The organism is Plantactinospora veratri (genome assembly GCF_036421995.1).
Lineage (GTDB): Bacteria > Actinomycetota > Actinomycetes > Mycobacteriales > Micromonosporaceae > Plantactinospora > Plantactinospora veratri.
The window spans coordinates 19,554-46,157 of the sequence record NZ_JAZGQL010000016.1 but is presented as its reverse complement, the minus strand read 5'-3'; the positions used below and the strand labels follow the sequence as shown (position 1 = coordinate 46,157).

Annotated in this window: 20 protein-coding genes and 2 pseudogenes; 14 read left to right on the top strand and 8 right to left on the bottom strand. The window is 74.1% G+C overall.

The features are described 5' to 3' along the window. The first annotated feature begins 94 nt into the window (after positions 1–94). A complete protein-coding gene (locus tag V1634_RS20905; protein ID WP_331209578.1) occupies positions 95–550 on the top strand; it encodes a gamma-glutamylcyclotransferase in 456 nt (151 codons plus the stop codon). A 26-nt stretch (positions 551–576) separates the two neighbouring features. Here V1634_RS20905 and V1634_RS20900 read toward each other — a convergent pair whose 3' ends face one another. After that, the gene (locus V1634_RS20900; RefSeq protein WP_331209577.1) at positions 577–2,532 is read right to left on the bottom strand and encodes a sensor histidine kinase; all 1,956 of its coding nucleotides are present in this window, start codon (positions 2,530–2,532) and stop codon (positions 577–579) included. Between the two features lie 131 nt (positions 2,533–2,663). On the opposite strand from V1634_RS20900, the pseudogene V1634_RS20895 reads away from it, so the two are divergent. Further along, positions 2,664–3,320 (top strand): annotated as a pseudogene (locus V1634_RS20895) (ABC transporter ATP-binding protein); the annotation flags it as partial. 125 nt (positions 3,321–3,445) lie between these two features. Next, complete coding sequence (locus V1634_RS20890; RefSeq protein WP_331209576.1) at positions 3,446–4,261, top strand: ABC transporter permease; 816 nt, start codon at positions 3,446–3,448, stop codon at positions 4,259–4,261. A gap of 88 nt (positions 4,262–4,349) precedes the next feature. Here the strand turns inward: V1634_RS20890 and V1634_RS20885 are convergent, their stop codons facing one another. Both V1634_RS20885 and V1634_RS20880 read right to left on the bottom strand, forming a co-directional pair. Then, complete coding sequence (locus V1634_RS20885; RefSeq protein WP_107263801.1) at positions 4,350–5,108, bottom strand: SCO6745 family protein; 759 nt, start codon at positions 5,106–5,108, stop codon at positions 4,350–4,352. Positions 5,109–5,300: 192 nt separating this feature from the next. Then, positions 5,301–6,356 (bottom strand): hypothetical protein, encoded by a 1,056-nt coding sequence (locus tag V1634_RS20880; RefSeq protein ID WP_331209575.1) that lies wholly within the window; start codon positions 6,354–6,356, stop codon positions 5,301–5,303. A 221-nt stretch (positions 6,357–6,577) separates the two neighbouring features. On the opposite strand from V1634_RS20880, the gene V1634_RS20875 reads away from it, so the two are divergent. Next, positions 6,578–7,603, top strand: coding sequence for a DUF4349 domain-containing protein (locus V1634_RS20875; RefSeq protein ID WP_331209574.1), 1,026 nt, complete (start codon positions 6,578–6,580; stop codon positions 7,601–7,603). A gap of 54 nt (positions 7,604–7,657) precedes the next feature. Here V1634_RS20875 and V1634_RS20870 read toward each other — a convergent pair whose 3' ends face one another. After that, the gene (locus tag V1634_RS20870; RefSeq protein ID WP_331209573.1) at positions 7,658–8,911 is read right to left on the bottom strand and encodes an amidohydrolase; all 1,254 of its coding nucleotides are present in this window, start codon (positions 8,909–8,911) and stop codon (positions 7,658–7,660) included. A 504-nt stretch (positions 8,912–9,415) separates the two neighbouring features. Next, positions 9,416–10,999 carry an acyl-CoA mutase large subunit family protein gene (locus V1634_RS20865; RefSeq protein ID WP_331209572.1) on the bottom strand — a complete coding sequence of 528 codons (1,584 nt, stop codon included), beginning with the start codon at positions 10,997–10,999 and terminating at the stop codon, positions 9,416–9,418. Positions 11,000–11,280: 281 nt separating this feature from the next. On the opposite strand from V1634_RS20865, the gene V1634_RS20860 reads away from it, so the two are divergent. Both V1634_RS20860 and V1634_RS20855 read left to right on the top strand, forming a co-directional pair. Beyond that, positions 11,281–13,194: a protein kinase domain-containing protein gene (locus tag V1634_RS20860; protein WP_331209571.1), complete on the top strand. Its 1,914-nt coding sequence runs from the start codon at positions 11,281–11,283 to the stop codon at positions 13,192–13,194. 91 nt (positions 13,195–13,285) lie between these two features. After that, complete coding sequence (locus V1634_RS20855; protein ID WP_331209570.1) at positions 13,286–14,992, top strand: phospho-sugar mutase; 1,707 nt, start codon at positions 13,286–13,288, stop codon at positions 14,990–14,992. A gap of 42 nt (positions 14,993–15,034) precedes the next feature. Here V1634_RS20855 and V1634_RS20850 read toward each other — a convergent pair whose 3' ends face one another. Further along, positions 15,035–15,712: a GOLPH3/VPS74 family protein gene (locus tag V1634_RS20850; protein ID WP_331209569.1), complete on the bottom strand. Its 678-nt coding sequence runs from the start codon at positions 15,710–15,712 to the stop codon at positions 15,035–15,037. Positions 15,713–15,807: 95 nt separating this feature from the next. Next, complete coding sequence (gene upp, locus V1634_RS20845; RefSeq protein ID WP_331209568.1) at positions 15,808–16,440, bottom strand: uracil phosphoribosyltransferase; 633 nt, start codon at positions 16,438–16,440, stop codon at positions 15,808–15,810. Positions 16,441–16,573: 133 nt separating this feature from the next. On the opposite strand from upp, the gene deoC reads away from it, so the two are divergent. The 7 genes and pseudogenes from deoC to cydC all read left to right on the top strand — a co-directional run. Further along, entirely contained in the window at positions 16,574–17,560 is a 987-nt protein-coding gene (deoC, locus tag V1634_RS20840) for a deoxyribose-phosphate aldolase (RefSeq protein WP_331209567.1), read from the top strand. A 2-nt stretch (positions 17,561–17,562) separates the two neighbouring features. Beyond that, positions 17,563–18,993, top strand: coding sequence for an aldehyde dehydrogenase family protein (locus V1634_RS20835; RefSeq protein ID WP_331209566.1), 1,431 nt, complete (start codon positions 17,563–17,565; stop codon positions 18,991–18,993). After that, positions 18,986–19,810 carry an aldehyde dehydrogenase family protein gene (locus V1634_RS20830; protein WP_331209565.1) on the top strand — a complete coding sequence of 275 codons (825 nt, stop codon included), beginning with the start codon at positions 18,986–18,988 and terminating at the stop codon, positions 19,808–19,810. Before V1634_RS20835 ends, V1634_RS20830 begins: the two co-directional genes overlap by 8 nt. A 99-nt stretch (positions 19,811–19,909) precedes the next feature. Further along, positions 19,910–20,317, top strand: a complete 408-nt coding sequence (locus V1634_RS20825) for a BlaI/MecI/CopY family transcriptional regulator (RefSeq protein ID WP_331209564.1) — start codon at positions 19,910–19,912, stop codon at positions 20,315–20,317. Positions 20,318–20,321: 4 nt separating this feature from the next. Continuing rightward, positions 20,322–21,245 carry a M56 family metallopeptidase gene (locus V1634_RS20820; protein ID WP_331209563.1) on the top strand — a complete coding sequence of 308 codons (924 nt, stop codon included), beginning with the start codon at positions 20,322–20,324 and terminating at the stop codon, positions 21,243–21,245. Between the two features lie 289 nt (positions 21,246–21,534). Then, a complete protein-coding gene (gene cydD / locus V1634_RS20815) occupies positions 21,535–23,271 on the top strand; it encodes a thiol reductant ABC exporter subunit CydD (protein ID WP_331209562.1) in 1,737 nt (578 codons plus the stop codon). Then, positions 23,211–25,067 (top strand): annotated as a pseudogene (cydC, locus tag V1634_RS20810) (thiol reductant ABC exporter subunit CydC); the annotation flags it as partial. The gene cydD and the pseudogene cydC, both read left to right, overlap by 61 nt. A 46-nt stretch (positions 25,068–25,113) precedes the next feature. On the opposite strand, the gene V1634_RS20805 reads toward cydC, so the two are convergent. Then, the gene (locus V1634_RS20805) at positions 25,114–25,455 is read right to left on the bottom strand and encodes a PadR family transcriptional regulator (RefSeq protein WP_107257780.1); all 342 of its coding nucleotides are present in this window, start codon (positions 25,453–25,455) and stop codon (positions 25,114–25,116) included. Between the two features lie 153 nt (positions 25,456–25,608). Here V1634_RS20805 and V1634_RS20800 point away from each other — a divergent pair, with 153 nt between their 5' ends. Then, positions 25,609–26,592, top strand: coding sequence for a DNA primase (locus V1634_RS20800; RefSeq protein WP_331209561.1), 984 nt, complete (start codon positions 25,609–25,611; stop codon positions 26,590–26,592). Positions 26,593–26,604: the final 12 nt, after the last annotated feature.

Genomic DNA, 26,604 nt, shown 5'->3' with positions numbered 1-26,604 from the left:
CCGTCGCTGCTTCCAGTGACAATCTTGTTCAGAACCCGTCCGACACGCACGGTCGTATTCTCCCCCACCCCTCCACCGGGCTATCGTCATCGCCGTGCGTCATTACGCCGCGTACGGCTCAAACCTCGACCCGGCCCGGATGCGGGCCTACTGCCCGCACTCACCCATGGTGGGCACCGGCTGGCTGGAAGGCTGGCGGCTCACCTTCGCCGGTGAGGGGGTGATCGGCTGGGAGGGTGCCGTCACCACCATCGTCGAGTCGCCCGGCGACCGGGTCTTCGTCGCACTCTACGACGTGCACTCCTGGGACGCCGCCCAACTCGACGAGGTCGAGGGGGTGGCCTCCGGCACGTACCGGAAGCTGCACGTCCGGGTCGTCACCCTGGACGGTGAGGTCACCGCCTGGGTCTACGTCTTCGCCGGCTACGAGGGCGGGCTGCCCACCGCCTGGTACCTGTCGGAGATCGCCAACGCGGCCGAGAAGGCCGGCGCGCCCGACGACTACGTGGCCGAGCTGCGCTCCCGGCCCACCGGCACCGCCTCGGCCTGACCCGTCCGCCCACACCCGTCCGCGCACTACTCCGGCGCCGGGCAGGGGATCTCCACGGTCACCAGCGTCGGGCCGCCGAGCGGGCTCTGTACGGTGAGTACCCCGTCGAACGCGCCCAGTCGGCGCCGCACGCCGCGCAGCCCGGTACCCCGGGCCGGATCGGCGCCGCCCCGCCCGTCGTCGGCGACCGTGATCCGCAGTGCCGTACCGGTGTGCGTGATGTCGATCTCCACGGTGTTCGCCCCGCCGTGCCGGCTGGCGTTGGCCAGCGCCTCCAGCGCGCAGAAGTACCCCGCCGACTCCACCGGGGCGTCGAGCCGGCCGGGCAGCTCCCCGGTGACCCGTACCGGCACCGGACTGTCCAGCGCCACCGCCCGGAGCGCGTCCGGCAGACCCCGCTCGGCGAGTACCGGCGGATGGATGCCCCGGACCAGGTCGCGCAGCTCGGTCAACGCGGTCGCCGAGGCCTGCCGGGCCTGGGCCACCATCGCCTGCGCGGCCTGCGGATCCTCCTCGATCAGCCGTTCCACCCCGGCCAGGTTGAGCCCGACCGCGATCAGCCGGGCCTGCGCCCCGTCGTGCAGGTCCCGTTCGATCCGGCGCAGCTCGGCCGCCTGGGTGTCGACGGCGTCGGCCCGGGTCTCGGTCAGTTGCCGCACCCGCAGCGCGAGTTCGGCCGACCGGGTGGGTGCGAGCAGCAGCCGGTCGTACCGCAGGCGCAGCCGGAGCAGGGCCGGGGCGAGCAGCGCGCCGACGGCGGCCAGCACCAGACCGAACAGGGCACTGGTCCAGCCGGGGATTCCGGCGAGGTCCGGCACGGCGTGGGTGACGCCGTACCAGATGTACCAGGGAGTCACCCACTCGCCGCTGAGCAGCCCCAGCGGCACCGCCCACGGTGCCCACCACAGTGGCTGCGTGACCAGCCCGTAGAGCCCCAGCGAGACCAGGGCGGCCGGGACCAGGCCGAGCATTCCGAGCAGCGGGTTGGTGGCCATCCAGAGCTGGTCGCGCCAGAACGCCGGATCGCCGAGGGTCCACCCGTACGCCTGGGCCCGGATCGCCGCCGCCCGGTCGTCGTAGAGGGTCCGGCCGACCCGGTAGTGGCCGTCCTCCTCCCGGCGGGGCGGCGCGGGGTACGGCCGGTACGGCTCCGGGATCGTCGTACCGCCCCAGGCGTGGGCGTAGCGGCGGTAGCGGCTCACCAGCGGTCGGGTCAGCCGCGACACCTGCGGCGAGAGCCCGCCCCAGCTGAGCAGGAGGGTCAGCAGGTTCAGCGGGAAACCGCCGAACGCCGCGAGGCCGAGGCCGGCCAGGCCGGCGCCGTGCCAGGTCGCGGCCGACCACCGCTGCACCGGGCGGGCCAGCCCGGACCGGTGCCACCAGGACCGCTCCGACGGCTGGAGCAGCAGCCGGCTCCACCGGGCGTGCAGCCGCAGCGTCAGCGGCGCGACCGCGAAGCCGAGCACGACCAGCGCCGGCCCGACCACCAACGCCAGCGCCGGCGGCGGGGAGCCGACGACCGGGGCCGCGCCGCCGGTCAGCCCGAGCGCGCCGAGCCCGATCCCGGCCCCGGCCAGCACCGGCGGGACCAGCGTCGCCAGGCCGCCGGCGAAGGGCGTGAGGTGCAGCCAGGTCCACTCGCGGAGCAGCGCCGGGTCCTCGCTACGCCAGCTGAGTTCCATCAGGTACGCCGGGAGCCGGGGTGAGCGGTAGAGCTCGTTCTGGTACCCGTACCAGCCGTCGGCCCGGCGCTGCGGCACCGGCGGTCCCGGGCGGTGCTCGACCGGCACCGGGACGCCTCCCCAGGATCCGGCCAGCCGCCGACCCAGCTCCGCCAGCCGCTTGGCGGCCCGGGCCGCCGGCAGGTACGGCACGACCAGGGTGGCCGCCGCCACCAGCAGTACGGACATCAGCAGGCCGAGCAGGCCCAGCCCGGTCTGGGCGAGGTTGCGGACGAACGCGAGAGCGTACCGGCGCGACATGCGTCCAGTCTGATCGCCGGGCGCCTGCGGCGGACTGCTGCCAGACGCCGGGCCGGGGTGTAGTTACCTGCACCCCGGCCCGGCAGGTGGACGCATTACGGCGGAGCGCCGAAATTCCTAGCGTTTCTGCCATGACAGTCATCGAGGTCAGCAACCTGCAGAAGCGGTACGGCGACCAGGTCGCGGTCCGCGACGTCTCGTTCGAGGTACGGGCCGGAGAGATCTTCGGGATCGTCGGCCCCAACGGCTCCGGCAAGACCACCACGGTCGAGTGCCTGACCGGGCTGCGCCGGGCCGACGGCGGAACGATCCGGGTCTTCGGGCTGGATCCGGCCCGGGACCGCACCGAACTGCGCCGCCAGGTCGGCATCCAGCTCCAGGAGAGCCACCTGCCGGACCGGCTGAAGGTCTGGGAGGCGCTCGACCTTTACAGCTCGTTCTATCCGGAGCCGGCGGACTGGCGGGTGCTGATGGAGGAGCTGGGGCTGACCGCCAAGCGGAACGCGGTCTTCGGCAAGCTCTCCGGCGGGCAGAAGCAGCGGCTCTCCGTCGCGCTGGCCCTGGTCGGCAACCCCCGGATCGCGGTACTCGACGAGTTGACCACCGGGCTCGACCCGCAGGCCCGGCGGGACACCTGGCAGCTCGTCCGCCAGGTCCGGGACCGGGGCGTGACGGTGGTCCTGGTCACCCACTTCATGGACGAGGCCGAGCGACTCTGCGACCGGCTGGCCGTGATCCGGGCCGGTGAGGTGGTCGCGATCGACACCCCGGCCGAGTTGGTGGCCCGGGCCGAGGTGCCCGGTGTCGCGCGCCCCACCCTGGAGGACGCCGTCCTCGCCCTGACCGGTCCGACCGCCAGCAGCCCGAACTGACCCGGCCCAGCCACCCGAACCGAAGGATCGAGGAGACTCACATGAACGCCACCGCCCTGCCCGAGACCGTTCCGGCCGGCGCCGCCGGTCGGGCAGACCGACGCCGTACCGCCGGTCGGAGCACCGCCAGGCTGGTCGTCACCGAGGCGAAGCTCTTCGTCCGCGACCCGCTGGGCTCCTTCTTCGCGGTGATCTTCCCCGCCGCTCTGATCCTGATCCTGGGCAGTGCCATGCCGGGCTTCAACGAACCGAGTGCGGACGTCGGCGGCCGGAAGCCGATCGAGGTCTACCTGCCGATCGTGCTGGCCCTGGCGATCGGCACCGTCGCCCTGGTCAACCTGCTGGGCACGCTCGCCGCCAACCGGGAGAAGGGCATACTGCGCCGGCTTTCCACCACCCCGGTCTCGCCGGTCCGGTTGCTGGTGGCCCAGTTGGCGGTCAACGTGGCCGCGCTGCTCGTCGGCTCGGCGCTGGCGCTGCTCGCCGGTTGGCTGGTCTTCGGGATCGAGGCCCGGCCGAACGTACCCGGACTGCTCGCCGCCTTCGTGCTCGGCTCGGCCTCGATGGTCACGCTGGCCCTGCTGGTGGCCGCCTTCACCCCGACGAGCCGGGCCGCGATGGGCATCGGCAGCCTGGTCTACTACCCGATGCTCTTCGCGGCCGGTGTCTGGACGCCGGGCCCGCTGATGCCCGAGGCGGTACGCCGGATCGCCGACTTCACCCCGCTCGGCGCCGCCTCCCAGGCTCTCCAGGACACCTGGGCCGGCGACTGGCCGCAGCCGCTGCACCTGGCGGTGCTGGTCGGCTCCACCGCGCTCTTCGGTGGCCTGGCCGCGAAGCTGTTCCGCTGGTCGTGACCGCCCGGCCCGGCCGCCGGACGCCCGACGGTGCCGTGGTTCCGCCGCAGGCCGGCGGGGCCACGGCGGTCGCGTGCCCGGGGTGCGGTCAGTCCAGGTTGGGCGGTGACATCCGCACCCCGGTCAGCGCGGCGCCGAGCAGGCTGACCAGTTCCACCCGTTCCGCCGGGTCGAGCACGCCGTAGGCCTGTGCCACGATCCGGTCGGCCACCGACTCGGCCCAGAGCCGCCGCCGGACCAGCGGCCCGACCGGCGGGTACGGCGGCGACCAGCCGTACGCCACCGCGCCGGACTCGCCCTCCGGGCCGGCGAGGATGATCTCCATCGCCGTCATCCCGGCCGCGCGTACCGCCATCAGGCTTGCCCCGGAGTAGTACTCGAAGAGCAGGTGCAGCAGCACCGCCGCCCGCGCGGCCGGGGCGGCGTCCGCCGGTACCGGCATGCCGCGCCAGGCCGCGAAGAGCGGCATCCCGGTGGCGTCGGCGGCCACCACGACCGGCTCGACCAACTCGATCAGCCGGGCGATCGGCGGGAAGCCGGCCAGGTAGTCGATGCCCCAGCGGCAGCACTCGGCCCGGCTGACCTCTGCCACGGCGCTCGGGGTGGCCACCCGGACGGCGGTCTCCCAGCCGTCGGCGACGGCGTCGGGCGAGAGGATGCCGATCGCGGCGGCGACGGTCTCGGTGCGTACGTCGCCGAGGACCGCGCCGCGGCCGGTCACCAGGAACGCCCAGCCGGAGATGCCCATCTGGCGCGCCCGGCGCAACGTGCGGGGGCATTCGATGAACGCGCTGCCCAACTTCAGCACGGTCGGCCTGGCCGCACCAGCGGCCTGCTCGGGGGTCAACGACACTGCCTTCCGGTCGCAGTTCCGGGTTCCGCCCGCGTCACCCGGTTGAGTCTGCCTCGCGGACCGGCATTTGGGCAGCCCCGGCCGCCGCCGCGCCGAAGCGACTCGCCGGTCGTGTCCGGTCCGACCGGTCCGCGCCCCCGCCGAAGGGCTCCCGGGCGGGGGCCGAGGCGGAGGTGGCGGTGCCGGTCAGGGCGTGTCGTCGCCGTCCTCCGCCACCGCCTCGACCGCCGCCTGCACCTCGCCGGCCCGGCGCCGGGCGGCGACCGCACCACGCTCGGCGGCCCGCCGCGCCAGTTTGCGCCGGCCGGACTCCTGTTCGGCGGCGGTCCGGCGCCGTTCCAGTTCGGCCAGTTCGGACTCGATCGCCTGAAGTGCCGTCACCGCGTCCCGCTCGGCCGCCACCGCCGCCGCCAGCTCCGCCTCGGCCCGCTCCTGCCGGGTACGCGCCTCCGCCAGCGCCCGATCCAGGGTACGGCGACGGGCGGCCCGGGCGGACTCCTCGGCCCGGGCTGCCCGGGCGGCCGCCCGCTCGGCGGTCGAGGTGCCCCGCCCACCGGCACCCTCCGGTCGCGCCGTCCCGCCTCCGGTACGCCGGCCCCGCGCCCCGCCCGCCGTACCGGTCCGGGCGCCCCGGCCCGGCTCGGTGGACTCGTCGACGGTCTCCTCGGCGGCGTCCTCGTCCGGTTCGTCGACGGTGCCTCCGGTCAGCTCGTCGGTGTCCGGGCCGCCGACGATCAGGCGCAGCTGCGGGCGGGGTACCTCGCCGAAGCCGGCGTAGCTCGTCGCCCGGACCAGCCGGCCGGACCGGGCCTGCTCGGCGACCTCGACGTCGGCCAGCGCCGCGTTCAGGGTTGCCTCCACCTCGGCCAGTGGGAGCTTTCCGGCCGCCAGCCGGGGATCCGCCTCCTCGGCGAGCGCCCGGGCCTGGCCGACCAGCGCGCCCACCACGCCCCGGCGCTGCGCGGAGAGTTCCCGCAGCCGGTCGCCGCGCAGCTCCCGCTGGGCGCCGCGCAGCGCGGCGGAGAGTTCGACCAGTTCGGCCATCAGCTCCGGGCGGCGCAGCGCCAGCAGGTTCACCAGCCAGGCCGCCACGGTCGGCTTGCGCAGCTTGGCGATCTCCCGGGCCGTGGCCGGGTCACCGCCGGCCCGGGCGGCGGCGACCGCCTCGGAGCGGGCCGCGACGAAGCCGTCCGGCGGGGCGGCGTAGAGCCGTTCCACGAGGTCACGGGGGAGGCCGGGCATGGTCCTGATTCTCCGGTGTTCAGTCGCCGACGGGTGCGGGCGCCGGGCGGGCGGGGGTACCGCCGGCCGGTCCGTCGACTGTGGACGCGCACCTGGCCAGTCGCATCGAGACTCCTCGGTCACCGAATCGTGATGTCCCCAGCGCAGTCTGCCGGAACCGGGCCGACTTCGCGGCGCGTCTGACGGAACGCCTCTACGGGGGACGGACGAACGGAGGGGACATGACCAGACGAAGTGGGACCGCTGCCGGACGCGGCGGGATCCTGGCCGGGCCGGGGCATCGCCGGCTGGCCGGGCTGCTGGGTGCGGTGGCGCTGGCCGCCGCCCTGGCGCTGGCCGGCTGCGGTGCCGACGGGGGCGACGCCTCCGGCACCTCGGCGGCGGACGTCCCGGTGGGCGGCGCCGAGCAGGGGGCACAGCCCGGTGCGGCCGAGGTGCCGCTGACCGGGGGTGGGGAGCCACAGGCCGGCCAGCCGGCGAAGGAACCTTCCACCGATCTGGCGGTGGGCCAGCGGGCGATCGTCTACACCGGCTCGGTCACGGTGCGGGTGGAGGACGTGGAGGCGGCCGCCGCCCGGGCGGTGGGGATCGTGAGCGGGGCCGGTGGCTTCGTCGGCGGTGACAACCGGAGCAGTGACGCCGCGCGGTCCGAGGCGACCCTGCAACTGCGGGTCCCGGCCGACCGGTTCGCCACCGTGGTGGACGAGATCGCCCGGCTCGGCGAGCAGTTGCGCCGGGAGGTGAAGAGCGACGACGTCACCGAGGAGACCCTCGACCTGGACGCCCGGATCGCCACCCAGAAGGCGAGGGTGGAAAGCGGCCGGCGGCTGCTGGCCCAGGCGAAGTCCCTGTCCGAGCTGGTGATGCTGGAGAGCGAGCTGGCCAAGCGGGAGGCGGACCTCGCCTCGCTGGAGGCGAAGAAGCGTCGGCTGGCCGACCTGACCGCGCTCTCCACGGTCACCGCCGTGCTGCTCGGGCCGAACGCGCAGGTGCCGGAGGACGACGAGCCGGCAACCGGGTTCCTCGCCGGGCTGAAGGCCGGCTGGGACGCGTTCGTGCTGTCGCTGCGGGTCCTGCTGACCGTGCTGGGTGCGCTGCTGCCGTGGGCCGTCGGGCTGGGCCTGCCGGTGCTCGGGGTGGTCTGGCTGGTCCGCCGGCTCCGCAGCCGGCGCTCCCGGACGGGGCCGCCGACCCCGCCCCGGACCGCGCCCACGGTCCCGGCCCAGGCGCCGGCCCGACCGGACTGAGCCCTTCTTCCGGGTACGCCGGGTGCCGCCGCTGCGGTACCCGGCGGTTCCGGGTCAGTCGGCCAGGGCCTTGAGCGCGGTCTGCACCAGCAGCCGTACGCCGACCCCGATGGCCCGCTCGTCCACGTCGAACGTCGCCCGGTGCAGGTCGACGTTGGCCGCCGCCCGCCCGACGCCGAGTCGGGCCAGCGCGCCCGGTACGTGCTCCAGATACCAGGAGAAGTCTTCGCCGCCCATGCTCTGCGGGGTTTCGGCGATCCCGGCCGGGCCGGCCGTGGTCGCCGTGGCGGCGGTCAGCACCCGGATCGCCCCGGCGTCGTTGACCACCGGCGGGCGCCCGCGCAGGTACTCGATGTCCACGGTGGCGCCGGTCGGGGCGATCACGTCCCGGACCACCTGGGCGACGATCTTCGGCGCCTGGTCCCAGGTGTCCCGGTCGAGCACCCGGAGCGTGCCGGCCGCCATCGCCTCGTTCGGGATGACGTTGTACTGGGTACCCGCCGACGCCTGGCCGAAGACCAGCAGCAGTCCGCTGTTCGCCGGCACCCGACGGTTGACCAGTGCCGGTACCTCGGTGACCAGCCGGCCCAGCGCGTCGACCAGGTCCACGGTCAGGTGCGGCCGGGCGGTGTGTCCGCCCGGTCCGGCCAGCCGGACGGTGATGTTGTCCGCCGCCGCGGTGATCGGGCCGACCCGGAGGCCGACCTGCCCGACCGGCAGGTTGGGGTCGCAGTGCAGGGCGAAGATCTGGGTCACGTCGGCCAGCCCGCCGGCCTCGATGACCTCCAGCGAGCCGCAGGGCAGGATCTCCTCGGCCGGTTGGAAGATCAGCCGGACCCGCCCGTCCAGCTCACCCCGCCGGGCGAGCTGGGCCAGCAGCAGGCCCGCCCCGAGCACGACCGTGGTGTGCACGTCGTGCCCGCAGGCGTGGCAGGCACCCTCCACCGTGGACCGGTAGGGGACGTCCTTCACGTCGGTCAGTGGCAGTGCGTCAAGATCGGCCCGGAGTGCGACCACCGGTCCGGACGCCCGCCCGTCGATGTCGCAGATCACCCCGTTGCCCTTCGGCAGCAGGCGCGGCTCCAGGCCGGCCAGCGCCAGTTCCCGGGCGATCAGCGCGGCGGTGTCGAACTCGCGGCCGGAGAGTTCCGGGTGGGCGTGCAGGAACCGGCGGGTCGCGATCAGGTCGGGCAGCCGGACGTCGAGCATCCGGTCGAGCCCGAAGGGCAGGGGCTCGGCCCCGGGCGGCGTCTCGGATTCCGACGACGCCGGCTGGCTGCCGGTCGGCAGTTGCAACGCACTCGTCACGTCGAATTCTCGATCACTGTGGATGGGATGGGACTCGGACAGCCTAGACCGCCGACGGTGACGCTGCGCAACCTCGTTCTGGTAGTGATCAGACAGCACAGCGTCACGAAAGCCCTGGTAGGAGCGCTCGGCAGAGTACGGAGGGCTACCTATCCCGCCATCAGACCCCGCCATCTGTGCCACACCTCCTACAACGCGTGACGGTTTCACCGGTCACGATCTAGCTCGGCAGCAACGCCACCTGCCCGAATTGTCGAGTTGTCCGACGGTCCTCGGGCAGACGAGGGTGGAACACCACCGGGTGGGGTGGCGGGGGTCCCCAGGGTGACAGTCGGTGTCAACCGGGCCGCGCACTGGCTGTCCGTCATCTGCCGGCGGGGCCCCGCCACCTCCCGATACCCGAAAAACCACGCCGGCACTCCACAGGCCGCCGATCACCCGAAAGGGGCGCCTGCCCAGCGGGCGGAGAAGCCGCCCGAAGATCTTCGCCGCGGTCGCGGACGGTCAGAACCGGTCGCTGGGCCGGTACGTCCCCCATACCTCGCGCAGCACGCCGCAAACCTCGCCCACGGTGGCCCGGGCCCGCAGCGCCTCCTTCATCGGATAGAGCACGTTCCCCGTACCCGAGGCGGCCGTGCGCAGGTCGGCGAGGGCGCGCTCGACGGCGGCGCCGTCCCGGTCGGCCCGCAGCCGGGCCAGCCGCTCGCGCTGGGCCGCCTCGATCGCCGGGTCGACCCGGAGCGGCTGGTACGGCTCCTCCTCGTCGACGGTGAACCGGTTGACCCCGACCACCACCCGGTCGCCGGACTCGATCTCCTGCGCCACCCGGTACGCCGACGACTCGATCTCGCGCTTCTGGAAGCCCACCTCGATCGCCTCCACCGCCGAGCCGTACTCGGCGACCCGGGCCATCAGCTCCCGCACCCCCGCCTCGATCTCGTCCGTCATCGACTCCACCACGTACGAGCCGGCGAACGGGTCCACGGTGGCGGTCAGGTCGGTCTCGTACGCCAGCACCTGCTGGGTACGCAGCGCCAGCCGGGCCGCCTTCTCGGTGGGCAGCGCGATCGCCTCGTCGAAGCTGTTCGTGTGCAGCGACTGGGTGCCGCCGAGCACCGCCGCGAGCCCCTGCACGGCGACCCGGACCAGGTTCACCTCCGGCTGCTGGGCGGTGAGCTGCACCCCGGCGGTCTGGGTGTGGAAGCGCAGCATCAGCGACTTCGGGTTCTTCGCGCCGAACTCGTCCCGCATCAGGTTGGCCCAGATCCGCCGGGCGGCCCGGAACTTCGCCACCTCCTCCAGCAGGGTGGTCCGGGCCACGAAGAAGAACGACAGCCGGGGCGCGAAGTCGTCCACGGCGAGACCGGCGGCGAGCGCCGCGCGGACGTACTCCAGGCCGTTGGCCAGGGTGAAGGCGATCTCCTGCACCGGGGTCGCCCCGGCCTCCGCCATGTGGTAGCCGGAGATCGAGATGGTGTTCCACCTCGGCACCTCCTCGCGGCAGTAGGCGAAGGTGTCGGCGACCAGCCGCAGGGAGGGCTTGGGCGGGAAGATGTAGGTGCCCCGGGCGATGTACTCCTTCAGGATGTCGTTCTGGATCGTGCCGTTCAGCGCCGAGCCGGGCACCCCGGCCTCCTCCGCCACCAGTTGGTAGAGGAGCAGCAGCACCGAGCCGGGGGCGTTGATGGTCATCGAGGTGGAGACCTTGTCCAGCGGGATGCCGCCGAAGAGGGTGCGCATGTCGTCGACCGAGTCGATCGCCACGCCGACCTTGCCGACCTCGCCGTGCGCGATCGGGTGGTCGGAGTCGTAGCCCATCTGGGTGGGCAGGTCGAAGGCGACCGAGAGACCCATGGTCCCGGCGGCGAGAAGCTGGTGGTAGCGCGCGTTGGATTCGGTGGCGGTGCCGAAACCGGCGTACTGGCGCATGGTCCACGGCCGCGAGGTGTACATCGTCGGGTAGACGCCCCGGGCGTACGGGAACTCACCGGGCGCACCGAGCCGGGTCTCCAGATCCGCCGGTACGTCGGCGGCGTCGTAGACCGCCTTGATCGGGAAACCCGACTCGCTCGACCGACCTTCACTCATGACCGGCATGGTAGGCCCGACCCGCTGACCTGGCTCCGCTGGGCCGAATCGGCACCGCCGCAGCGCCGCCGGAGGTGTCCCGGCGGGCTCGACCGGACGTCGATGCCCCGGTGAGCGGACCGGTACGCCCCGTCGACAAACCCGAACGCATGGTGAGGCGGTCGACACGTACGGTCGAGTTCTCGGGAACTACGGCGGTTGTCTTTCCCTTCTGCGGTCGGAACCCGCAATATAGGGGGGTTCTGTCCTGTGCCCCCTCGATTCTCTTCGGTGGCTTTTCTGTGACTCAGATCCCGACGTGGAGTGGCGGACCGGCCAATCCCACCAACGGACGTGCGGCACCCGGCATCACCATCGGCGGTCGGTACTCGTTGCGGGCGGCGGTCGGCCACGGCGGCATGGGCACCGTGTGGCGCGCGGCCGACACCCTGCTGCGCCGCGACGTGGCGGTGAAGGAGGTCGTACTCCCGCCAGGGCTGGCCCCCAGCGACCGCGACGCGATGTACGAACGCACCCTCCGCGAGGCGCGGGCCGCGGCCGCCCTGCAACACCCGGCGGTGGTGCAGGTCTACGACGTGGTCACCGAGGGCGGTCGGCCGTGGATCGTGATGGAGCTGCTGGACGCGCGCAGCCTCGCCGACATGGTGATCGAGGACGGACCGCTGGCGCCGCGCGCGGTTGCCAAGATCGGCATCGCCCTGCTCGGCGCCCTTGAGGTGGCGCACGCGATCGGGGTACTGCACCGCGACGTCAAGCCGGCCAACGTGCTGATCTGCTCCGACGGCCGCTGCGTGCTCACCGACTTCGGGGTGGCCCGGATGCCCACCGACGTCCAGCTCACCACCCCGGGCATGGTGCTCGGCTCGCCGCACTTCATCTCGCCGGAACGGGCCATGGGCCAGGACTTCGGTCCGCCCAGCGACCTCTTCTCGCTCGGCGTCACCCTCTACACGGCGGTCGAGGGGCGGCCGCCGTTCGACAAGGGTGACCCGATCGAGACCATGCACGCGGTGGTGGAGGACCCGCCGGCCCCGCCGGTCCGGTCCGGGGCGCTGACCCGGGTGCTGCTCGGGCTGCTGGAGAAGGATCCGGCCCGCCGGCTCGACGTGACCGCCTCCCGCACCATGCTCCGCGAACTGCTGGCCGGCCCGCTGGCCAGCAACGCCGCCGGGCACATGGTCACCGACCCGTACGCGGTGGTGCCGAGCCAGCGCTCGCCGTGGCAGCAGCCCGCGGGCGCCCCCCAGTCACCGGCACCGGCCGGAGCCCAGCCCAGCCGGCCGGCGACCAACGGCGAGATCGGCGGCTCGGCCATGCTCGCCCCGGGCGAGTCCCTGACCGAGCGGATCGCCCGGAGTTCCCGCGACGCCGCCGGCTCCAACCGGCCCCCTGCGGCCGGCGCCGACCCGCTGGACACCCCGACCGGGGCGATGCCGGGCTCGGCCGGCCGGCGCGGCGGGCCGCTCAACACGCCGACCGGGGCGATGCCCGGAACCGGCGGCCGGGGCGGCACCGTGCACACGGCCAGGGGTGGCGGTGTGGGCCGTGGCCTGGCCGGCGCCCGGCAGGCCGGCGACTCGGTGGTCAGGACGGTCCAGGGCTGGCCCCGGAAGATGCAGCTCGCCGTCGCCGGCGGGGTCGCCGCGGTACTGCTGGTCAGCATCGTGGCGCTCTCGCTCGGCGGTGGCGACGACCCGGCCGACACGCCTACGCCGCAGGCCGGACCGACCAGCGAGGCCCCGGTGCCGGCGTCCTTCGCCACCCAGTCGCACAGCGCGAAGGGTGTCTCGGTCAACGTCCCGAAGGGCTGGAAGAAGAGCGGGGCCGGGGTCTACACCGACTACACCGACCCGGAGGACAGCGGCCGGCGGGTCCGGATCCTGGTGGAGTCCGGCAGGACCCCGATGGGCTTCATGAAGGTCGCCGAGGGCGGGCTGAAGAAGAACGGCAGCAGCTGCAAGAAGCCGTACACCCAGGTCGCGCTCCAGGAGGTCGAGGTCGCCGGCAAACCGGCAGCCGAGCTGGAGTACACCTGCGGGGAGGGATCGGGCAAGCGGCACGGGGTGTGGCGGGCGATCACCGAGGACGGCAAGGCCTACTCCTTCTACCTGACCACCCCCGATGCCCGGTTCGAGGAGAGCAAGCCGATCTTCGACGAGATGGTCAAGTCGTTCCGGCTCGGCAGCGCCGGCTGACGCCTCTCCATCCGGCCCCGGCTCCGGCGTACACCACGCCGGGGCGGGGCCGGACTGCGTCCGGGGGCGGCCGGCGTGCTATCACAGTCCGATGGTGGCGAAACCGAAGCAGCCCGACGGCGCATCCCGGGACGGGTCCCCCGACGAGCTGACCGGGCTGCGGGCCCGGGCACAGGCGTGGCTCGACGACGACCCCGATCCGGCGACCCGGGACGAGCTGCGCGGGGTACTCGACCGGCTGCCGGCGAGCGCCGCCGAGCTGGCCGACCGGTTCGCCGGACCGCTCACCTTCGGCACCGCCGGGCTGCGGGGTCCGCTGCGGGCCGGCCCGAACGGGATGAACCTGGCCGTGGTCACCGCGGCCGCGGCCGGGCTGGTCGGCTGGCTCGCCGCCCGGGACGCGTCCGGGCCACTGCTGATCGGGTACGACGCCCGGCACGGCTCGAAGGAGTTCGCCGAGCGGACCGCCCGGGTGGCCACCGGGGCGGGGCGGCCGGCCCTGCTGCTGCCCCGGCCGCTGCCGACCCCGGTGCTGGCGTACGCGGTCCGGGCCCTCGGTGCGGTCGCCGGGGTGATGGTCACCGCCAGCCACAACCCGCCGCAGGACAACGGCTACAAGGTCTATCTGGGCGCCTCGACCGGCGGCCCCCGGGGGGCGGGGGCGCAGATCGTGCCCCCGGTCGACGCCGAGATCGAGGCGGCGATCCGGGCGGTCGGGCCACTGGCGGCGGTGCCGTTGGGCGAGCCCGGGAGGGTGCTCGGTGACGACACGGTCGCCGGGTACGTCCGGGCCACCGCCGGGCTGATCGACCCGGACGGGCCGCGCGAGCTGACCGTGGCGTACACCCCGCTGCACGGGGTGGGTGCCGCCGTGCTGACCTCGGTCTTCGCCCGGGCCGGCTTCGGCGTGCCGGGAATCGTCGCCGACCAGGCCGAGCCGGATCCGAACTTCCCCACCGTCTCGTTCCCCAACCCCGAGGAGCCGGGCGCGACCGACAGGCTGGTCGCGCTGGCCCGGCAGATCGGGGCGGACATCGCGCTGGCGAACGACCCGGACGCCGACCGGTGCGCGGTGGCGGTCCCCGACCCGGTACGCGGCTGGCGGATGCTGCACGGCGACGAGGTGGGGATACTCCTGGCCGACCATCTGGTCCGGCAGGGCCGCACCGGCCTGTACGCCACCACGATCGTCTCGTCGTCCCTGCTCCGGACGTTGTGTGCGGCGCGTGGCGTGCCGTACGGCGAGACGCTGACCGGGTTCAAGTGGATCGTCCGGGCCGAGGCCGGTGACGCCGAGCTGACCTACGGCTACGAGGAGGCCCTCGGCTACTGCGTCGCCCCCGACCAGGTGCGGGACAAGGACGGGATCAGCGCCGCGCTCACCTTCGCCGAACTGGCGGCGACGCTCAAGGCGCAGGGGCGGACCGTGACCGACCGGCTCGACGAGTTGGCCGGCGAGTTCGGGGTGCACCTGACCGACCAGCTCTCGGTCCGGGTCGACGACCTGGGCGAGATCGGCAAGACGATGGCCTACATCCGGGGGAAGACCCCGAAGACGCTGCTCGACGAGCCGGTGACCTCGGTCGAGGACCTGGCTCCGGCGGCCGACGTGCTGATCCTGCGTACCGACTCGGCCCGGGTGGTGGTCCGGCCGTCCGGGACCGAGCCGAAGCTCAAGGCGTACCTGGAGGTGGTGGAGCCGGTGGTCGACGGCGACGTGCCGGCGGCCCGGGAGCGGGCCGCCGCCTCGGTGCGCGCGCTGCGCACCGAGACCGCCGCGGCCCTCGGCATCTGGTAGCCGCCACCCGCCGGTGCGGTGCCGGGCCCGGGCGGCCGGCGGTCAGCGCCGGCTGCCCAGTGCGGCGTCGATTGCCCGGGAGAGTGCGGCGATCACCAGTGCCACCGAGGGGCGGATGGTGGACTCCTCCAGGCTTCCCCCATCGGTGAAGCCCGCACTCCGGGCGATCTCGGTCAGCCGCTTCCGGGCGTCCTCGGCGGCCGGCCCGGTCAGTCCGAGGCTCGGCTGCACCCGGATCGCCGCCATCACCGCGGCGAGCGCGGCGGTCCGCTCGTCGGGTGCGGCCTCGCCGGTCAGCGCGGCCGTCAGTCGGCCCCGGATCTCGGCCTCGACCGAGGGGTCGAGCACCGGGTACCGGTGCACGTGGATGTAGCCGAGTTCGGTCTCGTCGACGTCGCTGATCACGCCCCGGGTGCAGAGGCCGCTCAGGATCCGGTCGCGCAGCCCGTGCCGGAGCCGCTGCACCCACGAGGCCGGGGTGTGCGGGGTGTCCGCCGCGATCCGCGCGAGCACGTCGTCGGCGATCGGGTCGCCGGTCGGCGTGGGGTCGGTGGCCACGATCGAACCGTCGGAGAAGGCGACCCGGCCGGCGAGCGCGAGATCGACCAGCACGGCGGCGGCCATGCCGAGGTCGAGTCCGATCCGGGAACCGGTCGCCTTGCCGGACTTATCGTCGTAGCCGAGCAGCAGCAACTCTTCGGCCAGCCCAACACCTGTCATGGCCCGGAACGGTAGCCGTTCCGCGCCAGCCGCGCATGCGTCCCGGCCGGACCGGTGGACGCGCGGCCCGGAATCCGGAATCGGTCGACGCGGAATCAGAACCGGGGCATGCCGCCGAACTGCCGGTCGCCGGCGTCACCGAGCCCCGGGACGATGAACATCCGGTCGTTGAGCCGCTCGTCGATCGAGGCGGTGACCAGGCGCAGCGGCAGGCCGGAGCGCTCCAGCCGCTCGATGCCGGCCGGCGCCGCGAGTACGCAGAGCACGGTGATGTCCGTGCAGCCCCGGTCGGCCAGCAGCCGGCAGCAGTGCTCCAGCGACCCGCCGGTGGCGAGCATCGGGTCGAGTACCAGCACCGGCCGGCCGGTCAGGTCGGTCGGCAGCGACTCCATGTAGGCGCGCGGCTCGTAGGTGTGCTCGTCCCGGGCCAGCCCGACGAAACCCATCGACGACTCGGGCAGCAGGCCGAGCGCCGAGTCGGCCATGCCCAGCCCGGCACGGAGCACGGGTACCAGCAGGGGCGGGTTGGCCAGCCGGGTGCCCTGGGTGGCGGTCACCGGGGTGTCGATCGGGAACTGTTCGACCGGCAGCGAGCGCGCGGCCTCGTACACCAGCATGGTGGTGAGTTCGTGCAGCGCGGCGCGGAACGACGCCGAGTCGGTCCGGGCGTCGCGCATCACGGTCAGCCGCGTCTGGGCTACGGGATGGTCAACCACGAGTACGTCCACGGTCGCTCAACCTACCGCTAACCTCGGGCGGGACCGCGTCCCGGGCGCCCGGTCCCCGGGGCGGCGACGCCGGCACCCGACCGGCGGCTATGGCCAAGATCACAGGCTCGGGTCGGTGCGTAGACTTGCCGCCATGACGGCGACAGCGGCGTCGGCGCGCTCCGACCTGACCGAGGTGGGGCGTTCCGAGGCGACCCTACGGGCCTTCCTGCACGGCCTACCCGGCGTGGACCAGGTCGGCGCGGAGCAGCGGGCGGCGATGCTCGGCACCCGCTCGATCAAGACCACCGCCAAGGCGTGGGCGATCGACCTGGCGATCCGGATGGTCGACCTGACCACGCTGGAGGGCGCCGACACCCCCGGCAAGATCCGCGCGCTCGCCGCCAAGGCGCTCCGCCCGGACCCGGCCGACCCGTCCTGCCCGCCGGTCGCCGCCCTCTGCGTCTATCCGACGATGGTCCCGGTGGCCGCCGAGGCGCTCTGGGGCCCGACCGCCCGACCGGCCGGCGACGCGGGCCGGGTGCACCTGGCGAGCGTCGCCACGGCGTTCCCGTCCGGGCAGGCGCCGCTGGAGGTCCGGCTCGCGGACACCCGCTCGGCGGTGGCCGCCGGGGCGGACGAGATCGACATGGTGATCAACCGGGGCGCCTTCCTCTCCGGTCGCTACCAGGAGGTCTACGACGAGATCGTCGCGGTGAAGGCCGCCTGCGGGGACGCCCACCTCAAGGTCATCCTGGAGACCGGCGAGCTGGTCACCTACGACAGCGTCCGGCGGGCCTCCTGGCTGGCCATGCTGGCCGGCGCCGACTTCATCAAGACCTCCACCGGCAAGGTGCCGGTGGCCGCGACCCTGCCGGTCACCCTGGTGATGCTGGAGGCGGTCCGGGACTTCCGGGACGCCACCGGCCGGCAGGTCGGGGTCAAGCCGGCCGGCGGGATCCGGACCACCAAGGACGCGGTCAAATACCTGGTGCTGGTGAACGAGACCGCCGGCCCGGACTGGCTGCACCCCGACCAGTTCCGGTTCGGCGCCTCCAGCCTCCTCAACGACCTGCTGATGCAGCGCACCAAGTTGACCACCGGCGTCTACTCCGGTCCCGACTACTTCACCCTGGACTGACGATGTTCGAATACGCCCCGGCGCCGGAGTCCCGCGCCGTCGTGGACCTGAAGCCGTCGTACGGGCTCTTCGTCGACGGCGAGTTCGTCGAGCCGGGTGACGGCGGCACGATCAAGTCGATCAACCCGGCCTCCGAGGAGGTGCTCGCCGAGGTCGCCGAGGCCGGCCCCGCCGACGTGGACCGGGCGGTCCGGGCGGCCCGCCGGGCGTACGACGAGGTCTGGGGGCCGATGCCGGGCCGGGACCGGGCCAAGTACCTGTTCCGGATCGCCCGGATCATCCAGGAGCGCTCCCGCGAGCTGGCCGTGCTGGAGTCGCTGGACAACGGCAAGCCGATCCGGGAGTCCCGGGACGTCGACCTCCCGCTGGTCGCCGCGCACTTCTTCTACTACGCCGGCTGGGCCGACAAGCTCGGCCACGCCGGCTTCGGCCCGGACCCGCGCCCGCTGGGGGTGGCCGGCCAGGTCATCCCGTGGAACTTCCCGCTGCTGATGCTGGCCTGGAAGATCGCCCCGGCGCTGGCCGCCGGCAACACCGTGGTGCTCAAGCCGGCCGAGACCACCCCGCTGAGCGCGCTGCTCTTCGCCGAGATCTGCCAGCAGGCCGACCTGCCGGCCGGCGTGGTCAACATCGTCACCGGGGCCGGCGGGACCGGCCGGGCACTGGTCGAGCACGACGGGATCGACAAGGTCGCCTTCACCGGCTCCACCGAGGTCGGCCGGCAGATCGCCCGCTCGGTCGCCGGCACCCGCAAGAAGCTCACCCTGGAGCTGGGCGGCAAGGCGGCGAACATCGTCTTCGACGACGCCCCGGTCGACCAGGCCGTCGAGGGCATCGTCAACGGCATCTTCTTCAACCAGGGCCACGTCTGCTGCGCCGGCTCCCGGCTGCTGGTCCAGGAATCGGTGTACGACGAGGTGCTCGCCTCGCTCAAGCGCCGGATGGCCCGGCTGCGGGTCGGTGACCCGCTGGACAAGAACACCGACATCGGCGCCATCAACTCGGCGGAGCAACTCGACCGGATCCGGACGCTGAGCGAGATCGGGTCGAGTGAGGGGGCCGAGCGCTGGTCCCCGCCGTGCGAGCTGCCGGACCGGGGTTTCTGGTTCGCCCCGACCATCTTCACCGGGGTCAGCCAGGCACACCGGATCGCCCGGGAGGAGATCTTCGGGCCGGTGCTCTCGGTGCTGACCTTCCGGACCCCGGCCGAGGCGGTGGAGAAGGCGAACAACACCCCGTACGGGCTGTCGGCCGGGATCTGGACCGACAAGGGTTCCCGGATCCTCTGGATGGCCGACCGGCTGCGCGCCGGAGTCGTCTGGGCGAACACGTTCAACAAGTTCGACCCCACGTCGCCGTTCGGCGGCTACAAGGAGTCGGGCTACGGCCGGGAGGGCGGCCGGCAGGGGCTGGAGGCGTACCTCGATGTCTGAACGGGTTGCGGTACGCAAGACGTACAAGCTCTTCATCGGCGGGAAGTTCCCGCGCAGCGAGTCGGGGCGGTCGTATCCGGTGCAGAACTCCAACGTGGCACTCGCCTCCCGCAAGGACGTCCGGGACGCCGTACTCGCGGCGCGGGCGGCGGTCAAGGGCTGGTCCGGCGCGACCGCGTACAACCGGGGGCAGATCCTCTACCGGGTCGCGGAGATGCTGGAGGGGCGCCGGGACCAGTTCGTCGGGCTGGGTGTGCCGGCCGGCGAGGTGGACGAGGCGATCGACCGCTGGGTCTGGTACGCCGGCTGGGCCGACAAGCTGACCCAGGTGTACGGCAACGCCAACCCGGTCGCCGGGCCGTACTTCAACATCTCGGCACCGGAGCCGACCGGGGTGGTCGGGGTGCTCGCCCCGGCCGAGCCGGCGCTGCTCGGGCTGGTCAGCGTGGTGGCCCCGGCGATCGTCACCGGCAACACGGTGGTGGTGCTGGTCGCCGAGGCGAGCCCGCTTCCCGCGATCACCCTCTCCGAGGTGCTGGCCACCTCCGACCTGCCCGGCGGGGTGGTGAACCTGCTCACCGGCCGGCCGGCCGAGACCGCGCCGTGGCTGGCCGGGCACATGGACGTGAACGCGCTCGACCTGACCGGGGTCGACGATCCGGGGCTCGCCGCCGAGCTGGAGCGGGCGGCGGCCGGCAACCTCAAGCGGGTACTCCGGCCGGCGGCCGGGCCGGTCGACTGGACCGCCGATCCCGGCATCGCCCGAATGACCGCCCTGCTGGAAACCAAGACCGTCTGGCACCCGAAGGGCGTGTAAGGAAGGGCCCCCGCATAGCGTTTTCTGTTGTAGAAGGGCCCCTTCCTAACACCTGTCACGGCAGAGCTGGCGTACGACGGCGGGTAGTAGAATTGCCGCGTGACGCGACTCGGTGATCTCGAACGTGCGGTGATGGAGGTGCTCTGGGACCGGGGCACCGGTGCCGGGGCGACCGTCCGCGAGGTCGCCGAGGCGTTGCGGGACCGTGAGCTGGCGTACACCACGGTGATGACGGTGCTCGACCGGCTGGCCGGCAAGGGCATGGTCGAGCGGGAGCGGGAGGGGCGGGCCTGGCGCTACCGGCCGGCCGCCAGCCGCGAGGCGCACATCGCCCGGCTGATGCTGGACGCCCTGGACCTGGCCGGCAGCCGGGACGCCGCGCTGGTCCGGTTCGCCCGCTCGGTGACCGGGACCGAGGCCGAGGTGCTGCGCGCGGCGCTCGCCGAGGAGGCCGACGACTTTCCGGCGGCGACCGACCGGCCGCCCGCCGCGGAACGGCAGGTCTGAGCCGATGCTCTACGCCGCGCACTTCGCGCTCGCCGTGCTGGCCTGTTATCTCGCCGCCCAGGTGCTGGCCCGTTCCGGCCGGCTGGGTGCGGGGTGGGCGTGGCACAGCCCCCGGGTCGCGATCGTCTGCTGGCAGTTCGTCGGGCTGGCGTTGGGGCTCTCCGCGATCGGGCTGCCGATCTCGCTCGGGCTCGCCCCGTACGGTCAGGGCACCGGCTCGGCACTTCGCTCGCTCGCCGGTGACCTCTTCGGCGGCGGCGACCTGCCACCCGGTCTGGGGGTGACCCATCTCGGCCTGGTCGGCATCGGGGTGGGCGTGGCGGTGGTGCTGCTCGGCTCGACGGCGCGCAGCCTGCTCGGCGCGCTTCGTGCCCAGCGCCGGCACCGGGACCTGCTGACCCTGGTGGCCCGGGACGACCCGGCCGCCCCCGGCGCACTGGTACTCGACCACCCCAGCGCGGCCGCCTACTGCCTGCCCGGGGTACGCCCGCAGGTGGTGGTCAGCGCCGGCACGCTGAGCCTGCTCGACCGGGCGCAGCTCGCGGCCGTACTCAGCCACGAGCGGGCGCACGCCGACGAGCGGCACGATCTGGTGCTGCTCCCCTTCACCGCGCTCTGCCGGGCGCTACCCGGGGTCGGCTGGGTACGCGCGGCACACGACGCCGTCGCCCTGCTGGTGGAGATGCGGGCCGACGACAAGGCCCGCCGGCTGCACGCCGACGGCCCGCTCGCCGCCGCGCTGCTGCGGTTCGCCAGCGCGGGCGCCCGGGTCACCCCGGCCGGCGCGCTCGGCGTCGCCGACGGTGAACTCGACGCCCGGGTGCAGCGCCTGCTGGAGGTACGCCGGCCGGGTCGGCTGCCCGGCGCGACCGCGCTGGTGCTGGCGACGGCCCTGGTCGCCCTGCCGGTGTCGCTGTTCCTGCACTGAGTCGTCGGGCATCTACTACATCTCGTAGTAAGCTGGCCCTGTCACGGAAGCTGCCCGAAAAGATGCGTGGGATATGGGTCTTCGACGGTCGCCGGCCAGGCCGGAGCGACGGGGCGATGCCGCCGGCACCGCCCCGGCTCCCGCCGTCGTCGATCCCGCCACCGGCCACACCACCGGCCCCGGCGCCGGTAGCGCCCCGGACTCTGCCACCGGCCGCACCACCGGCTCCGGCGCCGGGCGGCGTGCAGGTCGGTCCGGGCCGGCCGGGCGCCGGCCGGCCGGTGCGGCGGTGAGTCGCCGCCCGTTCGATCCCCGCCTGCTGCACCGGGTGCCCGGCGCACGGCGCCAGCTCGGACTGCTCGGCGCGCTCGGCGTCGTCGCCGCCGGACTCGTCATCGCCCAGGCCACCACCCTCGCCACCGTGCTGGCCGGGGCGGCCGGCGGGCACCTCGACCGGGTCGCGCTGGCCGGCTTCCTGGCCAGTGTGGCCGGCCGGGCAGCCCTGCTCTGGGCACAGGGCACCGTGGCCGCCCGGACCGCCGCCACGGTCAAGGCCACGCTCCGGGCCGACCTGCTCGCCGCCGTCGACCGGCGCGGACCGGCCTGGCTCTCCGGGCAGCGCGGCGGTCAGCTCGCCACCCTGGCCGGGCGCGGCCTGGACGCGCTCGACGCGTACTTCACCGGCTACCTGCCGCAACTCGTGCTGAGCGTCACGGTGCCGCTGGCCGTACTGGCCCGGCTGTTCTTCGCCGACTGGAGTTCCGCCCTGGTGATCGCGGTGACCCTGCCACTCGTCCCGATCTTCGGCGCACTGCTCGGCTGGCAGGCCCAGGCCGCCACCGAGCGCCAGTGGCGCCGGCTGGCACTGCTCGGCGGCCACTTCCTCGACATGCTGCGCGGACTGCCCACCCTGCACCTGTTCGGCCGGGCCTCCGCCCAGGTGACCGTGGTACGCCGGATGGCCGACCGGCACCGCCGCGCCACGATGAAGACGCTGCGGATCGCCTTCCTCTCCGCGCTGGTACTCGAACTGGTCGCCACCCTCTCGGTCGCCCTCGTCGCGGTGCCGATCGGCCTGCGGCTGCTCGGCGGCGGGCTCGCCCTACAGACCGCGCTGCTGGTGCTGCTGCTCGCCCCCGAGGCGTTCCTGCCGCTGCGCGCCGCCGGCAGCCAGTTCCACGCCAGCCAGGAGGGACTGACGGCGCTGGACGAGGCGCTGACCCTGCTCGGGCCCGAGCCGCCCGCCGGCACCACCGCCCGGACCCCCGCCGGACCGGCCGCCGTGCCGACCCGCGCCCCGGCTGGCGGGGACGGCGAACGCCCACCGGAGCAACCCGGCGAGATCAGGTTCGAGTCCGTGACCGTCGAATACCAGCGCGGCACCGCGCTGCGGGACGTCACCCTCACCATCCGGCCCGGCGAGCGGATCGCGGTGCTGGGGCCGAGCGGCGCCGGCAAGAGCACCCTGCTGCACCTGCTGCTCGGATTCGTCACCCCCAGCAGCGGGCGGATCACCGTCGACGGTACGGACCTGGCGACGCTGGACCTGGACCGGTGGCGCCGGCAACTGGCCTGGGTACCGCAGCGGGCCCACCTGTTCGGCACCTCGCTGGCCGACAACATCCGGCTCGGCACACCTGACGCGCCGATGGCGGCGGTCCGGGAAGCGGTCCGGGCCGCCGACCTTGCCGAGGTGGTCGCCGAGCTTCCCGAGGGTCTCGACACCCGGCTCGGCGAGCGCGGCCACGGGCTCTCCAGCGGGCAGCGGCAGCGGGTCGCGCTGGCCCGGGCCTTCCTCCGGGACGCCCCGGTCGTGCTGCTCGACGAGCCCACCGCCCGGCTCGACTCCGGTTCCGAGGCCGCCGTACTCGCGGCCACCCGGCGGCTGGTCGCCGGCCGTACGGCCGTGCTGGTGGCGCACCGCCCGACACTGCTGGCCGAGGCGGACCGGGTGTTGCGGGTCGAGGACGGACGGGTGACCGAACAGGAGCCGGTCGCGGCGCTGCCCCGGGAGGTGGTGGCGTGAGGCTGCGACCCGAACGGACCGTCTGGCGGCTGGCCCGCCCGTACCTCGGCCGGCTGCTCGGCGCCGGCCTGCTCGCCGCCGGTACCGAACTCGCCGGGCTCGCCCTGCTGGCGACCGCGACCTGGCTCCTGGTCAGCGCCGCCGGCCGGCCGCCGCTGGACACCCTCACCGTGGCGATCGTCGCGGTACGGGCCCTGGCGATCGGCCGGGGCGTGCTGCGCTACACCGAGCGGCTGGCCGGGCACGACGCCGCGCTGCGGGTCGTCACCGAGGTCCGGGCCCGGGTCTTCGCCGCGCTGGCGGCCCGGCGCACCGCCGCCCCACAGCGCTCCGGGGACCTGCTCAGCCGGCTCGTCTCGGACGTCGAGGCGGTGCAGGACCTGCTGCTCCGGGTGCTGGTGCCGGGGGCCGCAGCCGGCCTCGTGGGCCTGCTCGCCGTGCTCGGCGCGTCCGCCGTCGACCCGCTCGCCGGGCTGGCGCTGGCCGGCGGGCTGCTGCTGGCCGGAGTCGTGCTCCCGGCGCTGGCGGCACTGCTCACCCGGCGTACCGCCGACCGGGTGGCGCCGTTGCGCGGCGCGCTCGCCGGGGACGCGTTGGACCTGACCGCCGGCGCCGCCGACCTGGCCGCGTTCGGCGCGACCGCGGCGGCGCTGGACCGGGCGGACGCCCGAGCCCGCGAACTCGCCGGGCTGGAGCGCCGGACGGCGGCGGTGGGCTGGGCCGTCGACGGTCTCGGGGTACTGGTGGCCGGTGCGACCAGTGCCGCCGTGCTGACCGTGGCACTGCGGGCGGGCGTCTCCGGGGTACTCGTCGGGGTCCTCGCGGTCGGCACGCTCGCCGCCGTCGAGGCGGCCCTGGCGCTGGTCGGTGCGGCCCGGCACTGGACCCGGCTGCGTGCCGGGCTGACCCGGGTGGCCGACCTGCTGGTGGAGGCCCCGGCGGAGTCGACCGGCGGGCCGGCGGCGCCCTCGGGCGCCGAGCCCGGTGCCGGTGCGGCGGAGGCGGCCCGACGCTGGCACTGCCGGGTCGAGGGGGTGAGCCTGCGGTACCGTCGCCCGGGCCCGCCCGCGCTCGACGGGGTGAGCCTCGACCTTCCGGCGGGGAGCCGGATCGCCGTCGTCGGCCCGAGCGGTGCCGGCAAGAGCAGCCTGCTCGCCGTACTGACCGGGATGGTCCGGCCGGACCAGGGCCGGGTTCTGCTGAACGGGGTCGACCTGCCCGACCTGCCCGTCGACCGGCTGCCCCGGATCGTCGGCGGGCTGCTCGCCGAGGCACACGTCTTCCACGCCACGGTCCGGGAGAACCTCCTGCTCGGCCGGACCGCCGCGCCCGACGACCCGGCCGGCGCGACCGACGACGACCTGGCCGGGGCGGCCTCGGCTGCCGGCCTGCTCGACTGGGTACGCCAGCAGCCCGCCGGCTGGGACACGATGGTGGGCGAGGACGGCGGTCAACTCTCCGGCGGGCAACGGCAACGGCTGCTGCTGGCCCGGGTCCTGCTCGCGGCGCCGGCCGGCGTCCTGGTGCTGGACGAGCCGACCGAGGGGCTCGACCCCGGCGCCGCCGACGCGGTGCTCGGCTCGGCGACCGCGCACGCCGGCCCGGACCGCACGGTGGTACTCGTGACGCACCGACTATCCGGTTTGGACCGGTACGACGAGGTCGTCGTCCTCGACCAGGGGCGGATCGTCGACCGGGGCAGCCACGCCGAACTGGTCGCACGACCGGGCTGGTACCGCGAGCAGTGGCTACGCCAGACCGGCGCGGAACAGGACTATCTGGCGCTCGGCGCCTGAGCCCGGCACCGGCACCGGCACCGGCACCGGCACCGGCACCGACGCCTCAGGCGGGTGCGCCCGGAGTGGGCGCTCCGCCGAGGAACTGCCCCACCGTCGAGCTGAACTCCTGCCAGCTCGTCCGCTCGCCCGCCAGGGCACGCTGCCCGGCACCGGTAAGCTCGTAGGTCCGGCGCTCGCGGCCGTTGACCGTGCTCCAGGCGCTGCTGACGTATCCGGCCCGCTCCAACCGGCGCAGTGCCGGGTAGATGGTCCCGGTGGGCAGATCGAGCACACCGCCGCTGCGGGCCCGGAGCGCCTCGATGATCGCGTAGCCGTGCAGCGCCCCCCGCTCCAGCACCGCGAGCAGCAGCGCATCGAGGTGGCCGTGCAGCGCCTGGGCGTTCATAGGTAGTAAGCCTACTAATATATGCGGCGAAGTCCAACGGGGTGCCGGCATCCACGCCCGCCGCCGGCCTACTAGGGTGTGTGCGCAGAGTCACCGATCCGCCGGCACCCTCGCCGGGTCGGGTGCCCACATCGAGCGCACACGGAGGTCAGCGTGGCCCGCCAGTCGTCCCACCGGCCCGAAACCGACGAGCCCGGAAACGAGCCCGCCGGAAGCGACGGGGCTGTCGACCCCGGGCAGATCGACGCCGGCTCCTCGGAAAGCAGCGACGACACCGCCGGTACCGGCGACGCCGCGGCGGCGTCCGGCACAGCGGACCGTTCGCTGTGGGAAGAGGTCCGGATCGACCCGGTCGAGATCGCCCTCCCCTCGGGCTCCGGCTACACCCTGCGGGCGTACCGCCCGGCGAGCGAACTGACTCTCACCGACATCGAGGACCGGGAGCACGACGACCTCTTCGCCAGCCGGTCCCGGCGGGCCGAGGTCGACGAGGACGAGGACGGCGACGACGAGACCGTCGTGATCCTCGACGAGGAGGTCGCCGACCAGTTCGCCGAGGCGGAGAAGGAGGAGGCGGAGCGGGACGGCAAGGCCGGAACCGACTCCGACGCCGAGGCGGCCGAGACGGCGGCCGAGGAGGAGGACGAGGGCGAGGAGGTGCCGGCCTTCCTCACGTACCGGGGGAAGTTGCTGCTCTTCAAGAGCCCTGAGGCTCTCGTCACATTCGTCAGGTCCGGCGCGCCGCACGATCTGGCCGACCTGGACACCTGGGACCAACTCGTCGAGCGGATCACCCCGGCCGACGTCGCCCCGCTTGACGAGGACTCCTACGAGCTCGACCTCGTGGTGGAGAACCTCCGTGGCGGGCACGACGTCTGGGACTCGACGCTGCTCATCGAGGCAGGTGAGGTGGCCCGCGACCTGGCCTACGCGCTCCGGCTCCCAGCCGTACTGGATATGCTGTCCCCCGGCTCCAGCCTGGACGACCTCGACGAGGCGCTCCGGGCCACCGTAGCCGGCGGCCTCGGCGGATTCCGGGGTCGGCGGCGACTCAAGAAAATCGGGGCACAAACCGCAAGTCTCGGGTGGCGCACGATTATCGGCAAGATCTCTGCCGCCGTGGACTGGCGCGACTGACCCCTTACCAGG